At 37.9% G+C, this 15200-nt stretch carries 13 protein-coding genes and 2 rRNA genes; 8 read left to right on the plus strand and 7 right to left on the minus strand.

Translation table 11 applies throughout. The features are described from left to right. The 8 genes from WNY98_RS02990 to WNY98_RS03025 form a co-directional block, all read left to right on the plus strand. Nucleotides 1–81 (plus strand): 23S ribosomal RNA (locus tag WNY98_RS02990); the annotation flags it as partial. Nucleotides 82–231: 150 nt separating this feature from the next. Next, a 5S ribosomal RNA gene (gene rrf, locus WNY98_RS02995) occupies nucleotides 232–346 on the plus strand. A gap of 57 nt (nucleotides 347–403) precedes the next feature. Then, the gene (locus WNY98_RS03000) at nucleotides 404–598 is read left to right on the plus strand and encodes a hypothetical protein (RefSeq protein WP_342877089.1); all 195 of its coding nucleotides are present in this window, start codon (nucleotides 404–406) and stop codon (nucleotides 596–598) included. 234 nt (nucleotides 599–832) lie between these two features. Next, the gene (locus WNY98_RS03005) at nucleotides 833–1627 is read left to right on the plus strand and encodes a VOC family protein (protein ID WP_342877090.1); all 795 of its coding nucleotides are present in this window, start codon (nucleotides 833–835) and stop codon (nucleotides 1625–1627) included. Between the two features lie 86 nt (nucleotides 1628–1713). Beyond that, the gene (locus WNY98_RS03010) at nucleotides 1714–2079 is read left to right on the plus strand and encodes a hypothetical protein (RefSeq protein ID WP_002959878.1); all 366 of its coding nucleotides are present in this window, start codon (nucleotides 1714–1716) and stop codon (nucleotides 2077–2079) included. Continuing rightward, nucleotides 2076–4409, plus strand: coding sequence for a fatty acid cis/trans isomerase (locus WNY98_RS03015; protein ID WP_342877091.1), 2334 nt, complete (start codon nucleotides 2076–2078; stop codon nucleotides 4407–4409). The genes WNY98_RS03010 and WNY98_RS03015 overlap by 4 nt, the downstream gene beginning before the upstream one ends. A gap of 132 nt (nucleotides 4410–4541) precedes the next feature. Further along, complete coding sequence (locus tag WNY98_RS03020) at nucleotides 4542–6272, plus strand: response regulator (RefSeq protein ID WP_182721021.1); 1731 nt, start codon at nucleotides 4542–4544, stop codon at nucleotides 6270–6272. A 76-nt stretch (nucleotides 6273–6348) separates the two neighbouring features. Further along, nucleotides 6349–7761 (plus strand): ATP-binding cassette domain-containing protein, encoded by a 1413-nt coding sequence (locus tag WNY98_RS03025; protein WP_342877092.1) that lies wholly within the window; start codon nucleotides 6349–6351, stop codon nucleotides 7759–7761. On the opposite strand, the gene WNY98_RS03030 is transcribed toward WNY98_RS03025, so the two are convergent. From WNY98_RS03030 to WNY98_RS03060, 7 genes are all read right to left on the minus strand, one after another. Next, nucleotides 7751–7942, minus strand: coding sequence for a hypothetical protein (locus WNY98_RS03030; protein WP_008166123.1), 192 nt, complete (start codon nucleotides 7940–7942; stop codon nucleotides 7751–7753). The two genes, WNY98_RS03025 and WNY98_RS03030, sit on opposite strands and share 11 nt — an antisense overlap. Before the next feature lie 70 nt (nucleotides 7943–8012). After that, nucleotides 8013–8891, minus strand: coding sequence for a TraB/GumN family protein (locus WNY98_RS03035; RefSeq protein ID WP_342877093.1), 879 nt, complete (start codon nucleotides 8889–8891; stop codon nucleotides 8013–8015). A gap of 49 nt (nucleotides 8892–8940) precedes the next feature. Further along, complete coding sequence (locus WNY98_RS03040) at nucleotides 8941–10377, minus strand: HAMP domain-containing sensor histidine kinase (protein ID WP_342877094.1); 1437 nt, start codon at nucleotides 10375–10377, stop codon at nucleotides 8941–8943. Next, the gene (locus WNY98_RS03045; RefSeq protein ID WP_182712166.1) at nucleotides 10358–11032 is read right to left on the minus strand and encodes a response regulator transcription factor; all 675 of its coding nucleotides are present in this window, start codon (nucleotides 11030–11032) and stop codon (nucleotides 10358–10360) included. Before WNY98_RS03045 ends, WNY98_RS03040 begins: the two co-directional genes overlap by 20 nt. A gap of 63 nt (nucleotides 11033–11095) precedes the next feature. Continuing rightward, nucleotides 11096–13042 carry an LTA synthase family protein gene (locus tag WNY98_RS03050; protein WP_342877095.1) on the minus strand — a complete coding sequence of 649 codons (1947 nt, stop codon included), beginning with the start codon at nucleotides 13040–13042 and terminating at the stop codon, nucleotides 11096–11098. After that, nucleotides 13033–13404 (minus strand): diacylglycerol kinase, encoded by a 372-nt coding sequence (locus WNY98_RS03055; protein WP_007582120.1) that lies wholly within the window; start codon nucleotides 13402–13404, stop codon nucleotides 13033–13035. The genes WNY98_RS03050 and WNY98_RS03055 overlap by 10 nt, the downstream gene beginning before the upstream one ends. Next, nucleotides 13401–15071, minus strand: coding sequence for a phosphoethanolamine--lipid A transferase (locus WNY98_RS03060; RefSeq protein ID WP_342877096.1), 1671 nt, complete (start codon nucleotides 15069–15071; stop codon nucleotides 13401–13403). The genes WNY98_RS03055 and WNY98_RS03060 overlap by 4 nt, the downstream gene beginning before the upstream one ends. Nucleotides 15072–15200: the final 129 nt, after the last annotated feature.

Below are 15200 nucleotides of genomic sequence, written 5' to 3' on the forward strand. Positions count from 1 at the left end.
CTACAACGTTGATAGGCAAGATGTGGAAGTGGTGTGAGCCATTAAGCTAACTTGTACTAATTACCCGTGAGGCTTAACCATACAACGCCAAACGCGTTTTATGTGATAGTGAAACAAGCGAAGAAGTTAATATGACTAAAGTAGATATTACTTAGAAAGACTTAAAAAATATTATCAGATATTTTCCAAATTCAGTTAGTGCGTAGCGATACGGATTAACGCCCAAATTTGCTTGGTGACAATAGCGTTTTGGACCCACCTGATTCCATGCCGAACTCAGTAGTGAAACGAAACAGCGCCGATGATAGTGTAGCATTTGCTATGTGAAAGTAGGACATTACCAGGCTTCAAATTGTAGAAAGCCCGAATCTAACGATTCGGGCTTTTTTACGTCTGCAGAAAAGTGAAATACGCGCAATTAATACACACTCACATCAACACGCATCACGTAGGGCGGGCGAGCATAGCGACTCCCGACGCTGATATACTGCGTAGCGTACCGACTTTATATTGTAGAGCGTCTGAATCTAATGATTCGGGCTTTTTACGTCTTCAAAAAAGTGATTCAGGGATTCCTCTAGAGCGAAGGACTTCTTAGTAAATCATTTATATCGATCAGCAATAATATTTAATTAATTTGAGGGATTAAATCTGACGCTAACTGCGTTAAAAGCCTCATATATGAAACAACTGAATAACGAATTTTTTGCCCTTCTTTTATCGACTCCGCTTAGTTATTGCTCTAATCTCAATTTATGATCTGTTCAATTATGTAGTTTATAAAATGTGACAGAGTTCGTTTAGATAAAAATAGAATAATAAGGGTTTAATAATGAGTGAAATTGATAATCATCCACATGGCATTTTTTGTTGGTCAGAACTTTGTACACACAATTGGAAAGAAGGTAAGACGTTTTATACATCATTATTTGATTGGGGGTATGACGATCAACCTATTGGGGAGGACATATATTACACCATGCTACAAAAGCAAGGTGGTGATATAGCCGCTATGTATGAAATGCCTAAAGAGCAAATTAGTGAAGGGATCCCAAGTCATTGGTTGGCTTACATTGCCGTCGACAATGTTGATGATTGTGCGCTAAAAGCAAAAGAACTGGGTGCTGAAGTTATTGCAGGTCCTCATGATGTTATGAATGCAGGCCGAATGTTGATGCTAAAAGATCCTGTAGGTGCAACTGTAGCGCTATGGCAAGGCAATGAGCATAAAGGTTTTAAGCACTTAGGTGAATTAAACACGCCTTATTGGCATGAGTTAGCAACCAGAGATGGTAAAGTAAGTAGAGACTTTTACTGTGCTTTACTAGGCTGGGAAAGTGAAATAAAGCCAATGGAAGGTATGGACTACACTTTATTCTTAGTGGATGGACAGCCAATTGCCGGTATGCTTGAGATGACAAGCGACTGGCCCGAAGATATTCCTGCTCATTGGATGATTTATTTTGCAGTAGAGAGCTGCGATACGGCAGTAAATAAAGCCGCTAGCTTAGGTGGGCAAGTATGTGTTCCTGCAACAGATATCCCCGAAGTTGGTCGTTTTAGTGTTATATGCGACCCTCAAGGTGCGGTATTTTCGGTGATCGAATCTGTTATGGATGACGTTTAAACAACTACATTAGCTTTAGCGTTAATTTACTCGTTAGTTTGCTATAATACGCGCCAATTAAATCGTCAGAAAGTGCAGAGAACGCAATGGAATTTGAACAAGATAGTAATTTAACCCTCCCTTTATTTCTATTAGATGAATCATTAAGTAATAGAGACTTAGAGCAGCCTGATTTTGAAATATCAATTGGACTTGATGATGAGTTACTTGCTCAAATTTGCCAGAACCCAAGTGAAGATAGCAGTGTCGCTATTACTGTTAGCGGTTATGAGTTGCTTATAACTAATCCACTGTACTTAGCTATATTAGATCAAGAGCACGATGCGCAGATAACATTAACGCATGGCCCTCTTTTAAGTATTGTTTTGAATACTGAAGGTCAGAATACATTCGTTTCTCCTCAAATGGATATGATGCCCACCTTTGATTTAGGTGATGAGGACGACGAATGAGAAAAATACTAATAAGTACGATAGTACTCATTATTTTAAGTGGTTGTGCATATTTGGGAAATGCTCACTACGATGATCTTTTTGGACCTGAACAAACACAAGAGAGAATGGTGCCTCATACAACAGGTGCTGGTGCTGATTTTTTACAAAATGTAAAACCTGTACTCGATACCCGCTGCGTAGTTTGTCATGGTTGTTACGATGCACCATGTCAACTGAAGCTCTCATCCCCTGAAGGTATTGACCGAGGTTTGAGTAAAGAGCTCGTTTACGATGGAACTCGTTTATTGGCAACAACCCCAAGCCGTTTATTATTTGATGCAACTAATACTCAGCAATGGCGAGAGAAAAACTTTACGCCAGTGCTAAATGAGCGCGTGCAAAGTGAAGAAGCTAACTTAGCGGGCAGTGTGTTATTTAATAGCTTAGTGTTAAAGCAAAGCCATGAATTGCCAGTAAATGAAGTGTTAGGTGATGAGTTTGACTTTTCATTAGCGCGTTCGCAAACCTGCGCAACAATGGGTGAGTTCGATCGATTGGCAAGTGATCAACCTCATGGCGGCATGCCTTATGGTTTACCTGGTGTTTCGCGTGAAGAGTTTAATCACTTACAGAACTGGCTTAAAGGTGGTGGTAAAATGTCACATATTCAGCCACCAAGTAAATATGATCAGAATAAAATAGCGGGCTGGGAAGCATTTTTAAATCAAGATAGCTTAAAGTATCAGTTATCAGCACGGTATATTTATGAGCATTGGTTTTTAGCACATATTTATTTTACTTCAGAAAACCCACAAAGCTTTTTCAAATTAGTTCGCTCAAGTACGCCTCCTGGTGAGGAAATAAAGTTAATTAACACGCGCCGCCCATACGATGACCCTAAAGTTAGCCGTGTTTATTATCGTTTTATGCAAGAACGTACAACCATACTTTCTAAAACACATTTACCACTTGAGCTTAATGAAGCTAAATTACTGCGTTTATATGAGCAGTTTATTGCGCCAGATTATACTGTTACGAAAATGCCTAGTTATGAGGCTAAGGCAGCATCTAACCCTTTTAAAACTTTCGAAGTTATTCCAATTAATTCTAAGTATCAATTTATGCTTGATGAGGCAGAGTTAATTATTATGGGCTTTATAAAAGGGCCTGTTTGTCGTGGTCAGATTGCTTTAAATGTTATAAACGATCATTTTTGGGTGGCTTTTGCTGATCCTAATAAAGTAGCGACTCCGGCTGTAGGGGAAATGCTAATGCAACATGAAGAGGCATTAGAACTTCCTGCCGCTGAGGAGAGTAATGCCTTACCCATTTCTAGCTGGGTTAAATATTCAGTTCGCGAGAAAAAGTATTTACAGGCGAAAGTAGAGTTGGCTAACAAAATGTTCAAAGGTGGTGAGCACCTTACAACAGACTTACTTTGGAAAGGTGATGAGCATAATAAAAATGCGGCACTAACTATTTTCCGCCATTTTGATAGTGCAACTGTAGTTAAAGGTTTTATTGGTCAAGAGCCTAAAACCACCTGGATATTAGATTATGCTTTGTTTGAGCGTATTCACTATTTGCTTGTAGCAGGCTTTGATGTGTACGGAAATATAGGCCATCAATTAGTGACACGCCTATATATGGATTTTTTACGTTTAGAGGGAGAGCAAAACTTTTTAGCATTGTTACCTGAGGCTAAACGTAATCAAATCAAAAAGCAGTGGTATCGTAATTCACCACCTGACTTATCTAAGTTCTTTAAAAGTAACCGAGAATTTAGCCAGCCCAGTGGTATTAACTATGTAACAGATGATCCACAGCATGAACTATATACTTTGATGAAAGAAGCCTTAGCGCCAGTTTTAAGTGAAAGATACAACTACACTGAAGTACCAAAGCCGTTAAATGTAGTAAGTAATATGCCAGCAAAAGCGGTAAACTTGTTACCTCAGCTTTCTTTTGTACTTGTAAAGCAAAAAGATGATAGCCATAAGGGCTACACTATTATTCATCATAATGCGCACTACAATATATCTAGTTTATTAAACGAAGATGGCCAACGTGCTTATGATGAAGATACCGCGACTATTGTTCCTGGCTTTATCGGTGATTACCCTGCAGCTATTTGGTATTTAAATAACGAGCAGCAAGTAAATGCTTTTGCCGAGCAATTGCCTATGATGCAAATAGAAGCCGATTATGGTGCTTTGAAATCTAAGTTTGGTATTCGACGTACTCATCCACAGTTTTGGCAATACAGCGATATATTGCACGATACAGCTAAAAAGTATCGTGGGATAGAATATGGAATGTTCGATTATAATCGATTAGAGAATCGCTAATATAATTTTACTACTATGGCCCAGCTTGATGCTGGGCTTTTTTATTGGGTATTAATAATTCGCTTAATTATTTTGACTGATTCTTCGTTTTAAAAAATTAGTCTACACTTATATAAAAAAACTGGTTTATACATGTTCAATATTATTAAAAGCGTGAGAACACGTTACCGATGGGCACTAATTGCAATAGCGCTATTAATAAGTGGCTCTGCTTTATTAATGCAGCATAGTTTTTCTGTTCAAAAGTTTGATGCAAAAATTATTAACATCGCTGGTAGCCAGCGTATGCTCTCACAGAAAATTGCTTGGCACAGTAATGCTATGCTTAACATCAGTAATTACTCGCCAGCTCATACTGAGTCACTTGAGAAGTCCCTCAATACATTTAAAAAGTCCCATCAAACATTATTAACTAAAAACTCTGATGACGAATACATTTACTTAAATCCAGCGTTAGTAGACTTATATTTTGGTGAAACGATAGGGTTAGATAAAGCGGTATTTGACTATATAGAACAAACAGAGCGGCTTTTGTATCAGCAAGGAGAGATAAACCATTCAGTATTTTCTATTAAGCATGTTGAAACGTTATTAACAAAGCTTGATAAGGCAGTGAGCTTATTTGAATCTCAAGCTGTTAAAAAAGTAAATTGGGTCGCCAACCTAGAGATACTATGCTGGTTATTGGCAATGACATTATTACTTATTGAGTTAAGATTTGTTTTTATACCAATGGAAAAAGAGGTTTCAGACACGCTTTTAGAGCTACAAAAACAAAAAGATTTTGTTTATCAAACAAGTCAAAATAAAGAACATTTTATTGCCAGAGCTAGTCACGAATTTAGAACACCTTTGCAGGGACTTATTACGTCTATTGAGGAGCTAGAGGTTTCTGATAAACAGCAAAGCGTTAAAACCCAAGCTAACTATTGCGCGCTTAGGTTAATAGCCATATTAGATGAATTACAAGACTTGCAGGCTTTAAGTGCAGGTAAATGGGTACCGCATTTAAATGATGAAAACCTTTTAGAGTCGTGTAATAAAGTAGTAATAGCTTACAAGCATGCGTGTAAGCAAAAAGGCCTAAAACTAGTTAGTCGTTTAGATGAATCGTTAAATTGTGTATGTAAACTGGATCATCAACGTTTGCAGCACACACTTACAGAATTAATTAGTAACGCTATTAAGTTTACACAAAAAGGTGAAATTACTGTTTCAGCTAAGCTTTTAAATGATGAATTTCATTTAACGGTGAGTGACACTGGCAGTGGCTTTTCGAAGAAGATTACCAGTCTTGAATTTGACTCATTTAAACAAACCAATCACTTTCAAGGGTTAAGAACTGGCCTAACCCGGGTTCAATACGTTGTAAAAGCACTGCATGGTGAAATTACTTTTACAAATAATAAAACTCATGGTGCTTTGGTGTCTTTGTATTTACCAGTGACTATAAGTAAAGCCCTCCCAACACCTCTTAAAGTAAACGACAAGCTAACGTGTTTAGTCGTTGAAGATAACCCATTAAACACTATGTTATTAACCCGCATACTTAGTTTATTAGGTTTAAGCTATGATTGCGCAGAAAATGGTAAAGTCGCGTGTGATATGGTGAGTGAAAATCAGTACGATATTGTTTTTATGGACCTAAATATGCCTGTAATGGATGGGTTTGAGGCTATTAAAAAAATACGTTCCGATCTTAATAAAGTAATGCCAATTATTGTTATAACAGCAAATACCTCACAAAATGATATAGAGCGAGTTTATGAATACGGAGCTAACCTCCATATTCATAAGCCAATAAGCCAGCAAGCAATTAAAGACGCATTAAATAGTATTAGCGTTGTTAGTGAAATAAATTAATTTTGCGGATAACAAGCTTGCTAAGCACTTTTAATATACGTTAACTTGCTGTTTTAAGGTTTATTAGGAAAAGTTAGTGCAGTCAATTACGCTTGAGCAATTTAATGGTTACTTACAAGGGCAAGGTAAAAGCCGTTACGATATATGCAACCTAGATTGGCAAGTAAACCTAGGAGAACATTGGTTACTTTTAGGTGCTAATGGAGCTGGTAAATCTGCTCTGACAGCTGCGTTAATCGGTGAGGCTAAGTGCGAAAGTGGTAAGCGTATAAGTAGTATTAATAAGCTTATGCTCGTGTCTTCAGATTCGCATAAACAGTTACTAGCTCAAGAATTAGAGCATGATAAGCACAGCCTCGTTAAAGACCTTGTTTTTACAGGGCATAGTAATAATGATGAGTTATTAGCGCAGCTAATAGAGTTATTTAAATTTAGCTCATTACTAAATAGGCATTTTAGAGACCTTTCAACGGGTGAAACTCGTAAACTCCTACTTATAAAAGCACTCAGCTCCCATAGTGAGTTAGTCGTGCTTGATGAGCCATTTCATGGACTCGACGTACAATCTTGCCAGCAGCTTAATAGAATACTCATAGAACTTAGCCAAACTATTACTTTTGTTTTTGTACTAAACCGCCTAGACGAAATTCCTTCATTCATTACTCACTATGGCTATGTAAACCAAGGTTGCTTGTTACATACTTTGGCAAAGCCAGGCAGTGAGCAATTGAGTGATTTACTAAAACTACTTCATTTAGAACATACCTCATTGGATGTGCCATCTCCTGATACCGAACAAGAGCAAAAGGCATTCACTGGTAATACCTTAGTTAAATTGAGTAATGCTAAAGTTAGTTATAGTGATGTAAGTATATTCAAAAATCTCAATTGGACTATAAAAAAGCATCAGCATTGGCAGCTCAGTGGAGCGAACGGTTCAGGCAAAACATGCCTATTAAATTTAATAACAGGTGATAACCCACAGTGTTATAACAATGACATTGAAGTGTTCGGTTTTAAACGCGGAACCGGGGAGAGTATTTGGGATATAAAACAGCATATTGGTTTTATATCTAACGTGCTACATATGGATTACCGCGTAAGTATATCGGCTTTAAATACTGTTATTTCAGGATTTTACGACAGCATAGGTTTATATCAAAAACCGAGCGACGCACAAATTAATATTGCTAAGCAGTGGCTGGCATTTATTGGTTTAAGTGACAAGCAAAGCACCTCATTCACTCAGCTATCGTACGGCGATCAGCGTATGTTATTAATTGTGCGGGCTATGGTAAAACATCCAACGTTACTTGTTTTAGATGAGCCTTGCTTGGGCTTAGATGAAGCAAACAGGCAGCGTGTACTGTTACTAATAGAGAAAATTTGTGCTGCCAATACAAGTACTGTGATTTATGTAAATCATCATGCGGCAGACAAAATTAAAGGAATAGAAAATTACTTAAAAATGGAAGACTTTAGTTGTTAGTTCGTTTTTTATATTTTTTATTAATGCTTTCTATTAAGTAAATAACAATTTCAATCGCAATAAAAATAGAGGCAAGGATTAACCCACCACTTGGTTTAAAATACCCCTCTTGGTAGTAATATACTCCATTGATAAAAAGCATCGTGAGAAAAAATAAAATCTCAAATTGAAAACGTTTCATAATTTACCTAAACATTATGAGCTTACTTAGCGAGTTTGTTTACGTAAGCTCTATTGGGGTCATTTTTATTTTAAAGACGAGTAACGCTAAAGCCTTTATCTCGAAGTTGTTTAAGTAACCCGTGTTTTTCAGGTAAATGCAGAGCGCCTACAGCAATAAATAGCTGCTCGTTTGCTAAACGCGGTGTGAGTTGTTTAACCCAATTATTATTGCGGTTAGTTAGCATTACTTGCTCGCTAATTTCACCGTAATTACTGTCATCAAAACTCATGTTGTAGTAATCGGTTAGTGTGTCCATGTCACCGCTTTTCCACGCATTAACTAACTTGATAAAGTAAGTATTAATATCGGCTAGTTGCTCAAAGGTTTCTTCAATCATTTCATTGCTTAATAGCACCATACCATCAAACATTTGTAGTTGTTGTTCTAGGGTTTCAAGCTCGCCAATTTTAATATTATGCTCTTTAGCATAACTAAGCACTTGCTTGTCTATGCCGGTTTTATCTGAATAACCTGCATTTTGAAATTCAATTTGCATCATAGTCACCATAACAGCCCAAGGCTTTAAGCCATTAAACATAGCAATATCAATCGACTTTTTAGCAAAGTAATCTTTTAGCTTGGTATAATTTTGCTTTGAAAGCTCAGTTTGTAATGTTTTACCGTCACTTAGCATCATAAATGGCATTGAGCGCTGCTGCATTTCAAGTGGAGTAAGTTTGCTTATATCAACTTCAACAATCACTTCTTTGCTTGCACTAATTGCATCGGTTACATTTTTAGGTAAGCCTTTCATGCTGGCATCACCAACGTGTACAGTGCCAAACAAGTAAGAGCTGACGCCATTTTTTTCTATTTTATATAAAGCAGGAGCTGCATAGCTGTTAAGGCTAAATGTTATAAGTAATGCCACAATAAAAAAGTGGCTAACACGGATAAGAGCATTCATGGTTTGTCCTTAAAATCTCAAAATTAGTAGTGTAAATACTAACCTAAATTTACTTCAGAGGTAACGTTAATATAAACGTTAGCGTATTGCTTTCGGTATTACTGGCCGTAATAGTAAAGCCATTTAAGTTACATAAGCTCTGTACAATTGATAATCCTAAACCATGGCGCTGGTTATTAGTTCTAGATGAATCTAGCTGATAGAGCGGGTCAAAAATAGCAGTGAGCTGTTCACTACTTAGTGGTTTATTTACTTTGTTACTAACAGAGATGGTCATGTTTGTGCTGTTATTTACGGCAGTTAATTTAATTGGTGCCTCAGGAAGTCCATAAAATAGTGCGTTATCGATTAAGTTACACAAAATGGTATTTAAACTAAATTCGTCAGCATTAAGTGTAATCTCGTCACTTATTTCGTTATTTAAACGCGTTTTAATAGTTGGGTGCTTAAAGGTCAGCTCATCAATAATTTGATTTACTAAGTTATTTAGCATGATATTTTGTGCATTTAATTGCATTGCACTGCTACTTGAGCGCTGCAACAGTAATAGGTTACTAACAATTGTTTTCATGCGCTGTGAAATATTAAGTACATCACTTGTATAGGTGTCGCTAATACGTTTATCGTCAGGGTAGCGAATAGCCACTTCTGAAAGGCTTATGAGTTCAGCTATAGGGGTTTTAAGCTCGTGTGCAATGTCGCTTGTTAGGCGTTTTTCATTACTATAGAGTTGCTGATTAACGGTAATAAACTTATTTAGCTCGTTACGTATAGGTTCTATTTCTTCCACTTTAAAGTCGCTTTCTATTGTTTGCGCAACACCGGTAATATCGAGTAACTTAATTTGAACGTTTAAGTTGTGTAGTGGGTGCAGGCCTTTATTTACAATACGTGTCACTAAATAGCGCACACCAAACACACCAAGTACACAGGTTAAAATAAAGACCACATCAATAATAATCAGTACTTTATTAAGTTCGGAGGTGGGCGCTGCGATTGCAAGCGTCATGGTATTAAAAACAGCAGAGTGGGTGGGATTTCTATCATCTTTTTGGGCTACAAAGTGACTTATAAGTGCGCGGCCATCACGCCCGTTAGGAAGCTCGTAATCTATAATTTTAGATTCATTTATCGGCATTTCTAAAAAAGGCAGGTTAGCATTTTCATAAAGCGCTAATGAGTCCGAGCGCTCAAAAACATCACTGCCATGCCATAACTGGTAAAACTCCGTGGCATCTGCAGCTTCATACTCCGACATAAACTCACCAGCAAAATCAAATTCAACCACGTTGTTGTCATCTTCAACTAAGGTTTTTAAGTAGTTAGCTTTATTAGTTAAAGACTGATTGAACTGATCTTCCACCCAAGTATCAACACTTAAATCAACGGTTAAAAATATGGTGAATAAAATAACTGAGATCACAGCGCTAATATTATTAACGAGTTTACGTTTTATTGAGTGATTTTTATTTTGTTGTTGCGACATAACCAAATCCACGTTTATTTTTTATCGGGAGCTCGCCATCAAACTGTCTTACTTTTTTACGTATGGTTGAGATGTGTGCTTCAAGCGCATTTTTAGAGAGCATATCAAACTGACCTACCACCGCTTCACTTATAAGCTCGAGCCCTAATACTCGCTCTGGGGCGTTAAATAAGCATTCTATTATTTTGTATTCATTGCGCGTGAGCTCAATGGCATGTTGCTCGTAATGAAGAGTTTTAAGGGAGAGATCTAATACGCAATCACCTACGGTTAGGGTATTTTGTTGGTTTTGCAGTGAACCGCGACGAAGTAATGCAAGGACACGAGCATGGAGTTCTTCAAACGAAAATGGCTTAGTTAAATAATCGTCAGCGCCTTTCATAAGGCCGCTAATTTTATCTTGAGGCTCACTTCGTGCCGATAAAATTAGCACACGGCTTTGGCTATTACTGCTGCGCAGTGCTTGTAAAATACTCATGCCATCAACACTTGGTAGCATTAAATCAAGTACGAGGAGGTCGTAGTTTCCACTCAGTGCCATACTCAGCCCTTCTGAGCCATCACCAGTTTCATCTACGGTAAAACCAAGGTTGCTAAGGCCAACTTGCAAGCTGCGTCTTAGTGCTTCAGAGTCTTCAATAACGAGGATTTTCATGTTTACTCGGTTTATAAAAATAGCCTTGTTACTTTAACAAGGCTTTATTATCAAGTCACTTGGTTAATGATACCAACCATTTGTGTAGGCTAAATTACCCAAGTTCGCGTGGGCTAGGGCTTTTCTAACTAGTTGCTCATCATTTTCACATGGTACAAGCTGGTTATTGCTATACGTATAGGTTGTTGCTGGTTTTTGTGGTTGTAACACCACCACTTTATTATCGTGCATGTAGGCAAAGTTTTTGTCGTATTGCATCATTGCGCGTTGTTTGTTGTCGCTAATTGGCTTTGATAAATCATGACCTATCATTGGGTGCTTACCACTTGCGCCAATTAAAGACAGTAGAGTAACAGGAATATCGAGCTGACTGGCTAGTTGGCTATCTCGTTTATGGGTAATACCTTTTCCAAAAATAACGGCCGGAATTTTAAAGTGATCCACCGGTACTAAATTCGAACCCGATACGCGCGAGTCGTGATCGGCAATAACTATAAATACAGTATCATCCCAGTAGCTCGATTTTTTAGCTTTTTCGATAAACGTGCCTAGTGCATAATCGGCATACTTGGCAGCATTATTACGGGTTTGTTTTTGTTTATCGTACAGCGTTATTTTATCGTCAGGAAAGTCATACGGGCTATGATTAGAGCTTGAAAATATAAGGCTGAAAAAGGGTTTATTTTGTTTTTTAAGCTTAGTAAGTTCTATGTCGGCTTGGTCGTACAAGTCTTCGTCTGATACGCCCCACGAGCCATTAAAGTCTATTTTTTTAAAGTTATTTGTATCTACAATACTTTTAAAACCGTTGCCTAAAAAGAAGCTTCGCATGTTATCAAAATGGCTTTCGCCGCCATAAATAAACTGCGTGTTGTAATTTTGCTTCGCTAAAAAATCAGCAATGGTAAAAAAGTCGCGTTGTGATTTATCAAGCTTAACAACCGCACGCGAAGGCGTTGGTGTAAACCCTGTAATTACCGCCTCAATCCCACGAACAGAGCGTGTACCCGTAGCGTATAAATTATCAAACCCCCAGCCTTGTTTATAAAGGGCGTCTATATTAGGTGTAAGTGGTAAACCGCCAAGCGTGCCTACATAACGAGCACCTAAACTTTCTTGTAAAATAATGACTAAATTTTTGGGTTTACCTGTATTACTTGCGCCATGAAACGTTTTTGTAGGGGCAGTTACATCACTAAATGCGGCTTGCGTATTTTGCATGTTACTACGCACAATACTAAGCAATTCATCGGTGGGCATTTTACCGTAATAGTCTTGGCTCGATTGCTCATTAGAAAGTTGCTTAACTGCAAACGCGACGCTATAAAGTGAGTTAAGGGTTAAGTCGTTAAGTAAGTGATCAGTAGAAAACGAGACCATGGCGGGGTTAAGTGGTCTGTGTCCTAATGAGCTGCGGGCGCCAAAAATAGTTAAGCATACTAAAACAAGCGCTAAAATTGATTGATTTAAACCTGTTAGTGATGACTTGCTTTGCCATTGATTGCTAAATATTTTACTTGCAAATTTACAGCTTAAAATAAGTGCTATAACAGCAATAAATACTTCTACCTTATAGCCTGAAAAAATCATTTTTGAGACTTCTTTAGGATAAATTAAATATTCTATAAATAAGCGGTTTGGGCGTAAATCGTACTCGTTTATAAACGTAGGCGTAATCACTTCAAAAAAAACAAGTAAAGCAGACATCGTCACTAAATAAATTTTAATGAGGCCGCGTACTTTATTTTGCCAACCTACGCTTTGCATCAGTAAAGTAAGTAGTAATGCGGGCATAATAATGTAGCTTAGAGTGGCTATATCAACTCTTAAACCACCTATAAATATAGATAACCACGCATGCAATCCAAATACACGCTCCCCTTGCCATACACTTAATCCAAAGCGAGCAAGTGTTAAAAAGCTAAGTGCCAAAACAGCAAACACAACAAAAATCCATACAGGGCCAAGTGCATTTTGTATTTTAGGTATAAAAGTTAGCTTTATGCCCATAACACAGCCCACCAAATAAGAGCGGCAATTAGCATAGCTATAAACACGCTTGCAGAGGCTATATCTTTAGCTAGCCCCGAAAGCTCATGGTATTCACTGCCAATTCTATCAACTACAACCTCAACTGCCGTATTTACCAGCTCAGCAAACAATACAAAAAGCAGGCTAGCTATAAGCAGTAATTTATCCCTTAGTGCAATTTCTTGTAGCCACACAAACACACCGAGTAATGAAAACAGTGCTAGCTCTTGTTGAAACGCCGCTTCAAATCGACTCATCCATTTTAAGCCGTTAAAAGAATGGCTTAAGGTAAAAATAAGGCGCATTAAGCCTTGGCGTTTTATAACGGTTTTATTACTCATAGTTTTATTTCGCTTGGTGTTGTTTGGCAGTTAGCAAGTAAATCAAGTGATGCCTGATACGTTTTGCTTTTAATGCCAATTAAATTTAAAAGGGTGTGAAAAATATTGTTGTGTGAGCGTGCAGCGCGGGTGTCTAAATTAGCTAAACAGGTATTAGTAATGCGCTGATTATGCTCATCAGCCCACATATAAAGAGGAACGTGCGTTTGTGTGCTAGGTGCAAAGCTATACGGAAAACCATGTAAATAAGCACCGGCTTCGCCAAGTGATTCACCATGATCAGAGACATATAAAAACTGCTTATCTATGTTGTTTGGCAGCGCTTTTAATTGCTCAATTACCTGGGCGTTAACAAAGTCGCTGTACGCAATTGTGTTGTCGTAGGTATTAACTAATTCATCGTGTGAGCAGTTTTGAATGTCGCTTCTGTCGCACGTGGGCGTAAATTGCTTAAATTTTTCTGGGTAGCGTTTAAAGTAGGTTGGTCCGTGTGAGCCCATCATGTGTAGGACGATAACGGTATTAGCTTGGTTTAAATTAGCGAGTTTGCGCTTAAGTGGAGCAAGCAGTGCTTCATCAAAACAATATTTTCCATCGCAAAGCGCTGATGGGGTGGTTGGGATATCAATGTTAACAACACGGGTGCATACGTTTTTACAGCCGCTGTTGTTATCAACCCACAGTACGTCGCTGCCAGCTTGTTGTGCTAAGTCAACCAGGTTTTGTTGGTTGTCGGCTGCTAATCGATCAAAGTTATCTTGTGTTTGCAGTGAAAACATACACGGCACAGACACTGCAGTAGCGGTGCCACAAGACGCCACATTATTAAAATACGTCACATTATACTTTTGTGTATAAGGGTTGGTGTTGCGCTTATAACCTTGATAAGCAAAGTTTTCTGCTCGTGCGGTTTCGCCAACAACCATAACAGTTACGCTGGTGGTGTTAGGCGTAATGAGAGTGGGTGTTGTATCTATATTTTTAAATTCCATATTGGTATACAGCAGCTGATCGCGCATATATTTATAACCGCTAGAGAGATACTGAAATGGGATGAGTTCTTTTTTCAAAATGCGGTTATTGCGGCCAGTGGCTGCGTAGTCGGCGTAAAAGTTTACGACCACTAAAGCAATTAATGAGCAGCACGCTACAATAAGTTTTATACGACTAATCGCTTCTTGGTGAGGACGGGTAAAGTGTATTTTTACTTTGCTTAATATAAAAACAGGTAGCGCACAAAACAGTAGTAGAAAGCCTATGAGCTGCGGATTTAAATAGCTCAGTGCTTCGCTTGAATCAGTTTCGAACGTGTTTTGAATCATTGAATAGTCAAACACGACGCCGTAATTTAATGAGCCGTAAAGTACGGCACTCGAAATTATCAGTAAAAGGTAGTTAATTGGTTTTAGTAACCACCTAACCGACACTATTGAAAAGAAAATAATTAAAAGGCATAACAAAAGCAGTGGCACTGAAAGTAAAAATAGCCATGAAAAAGATGCAAGGGAGGTGATGGCGTTAAACGAACCTTGAATAAAAGGAATGTTTATAACTAAACAGTAATAACAGGCAATCATCACTACAAAGGCATTTGCACTACAGTGAATGTAAAACCGCTTACTACGATTTGGCTTTTTTTGTGCTGGTGTTTGGCTAGTTATGTTCATATTTAGGCTCGTTTAAAATAACAACGCCATGCTATGCAACAACACTTAAGAGTCGCTTAAGAGAACCTACGCATTACCTGAAGGTGATAAATAATTTTATTTATAAAAATATTCTCAAAAATTAATCAA

Source organism: Pseudoalteromonas sp. AS71, from assembly GCF_038900275.1.
GTDB lineage: Bacteria > Pseudomonadota > Gammaproteobacteria > Enterobacterales > Alteromonadaceae > Pseudoalteromonas.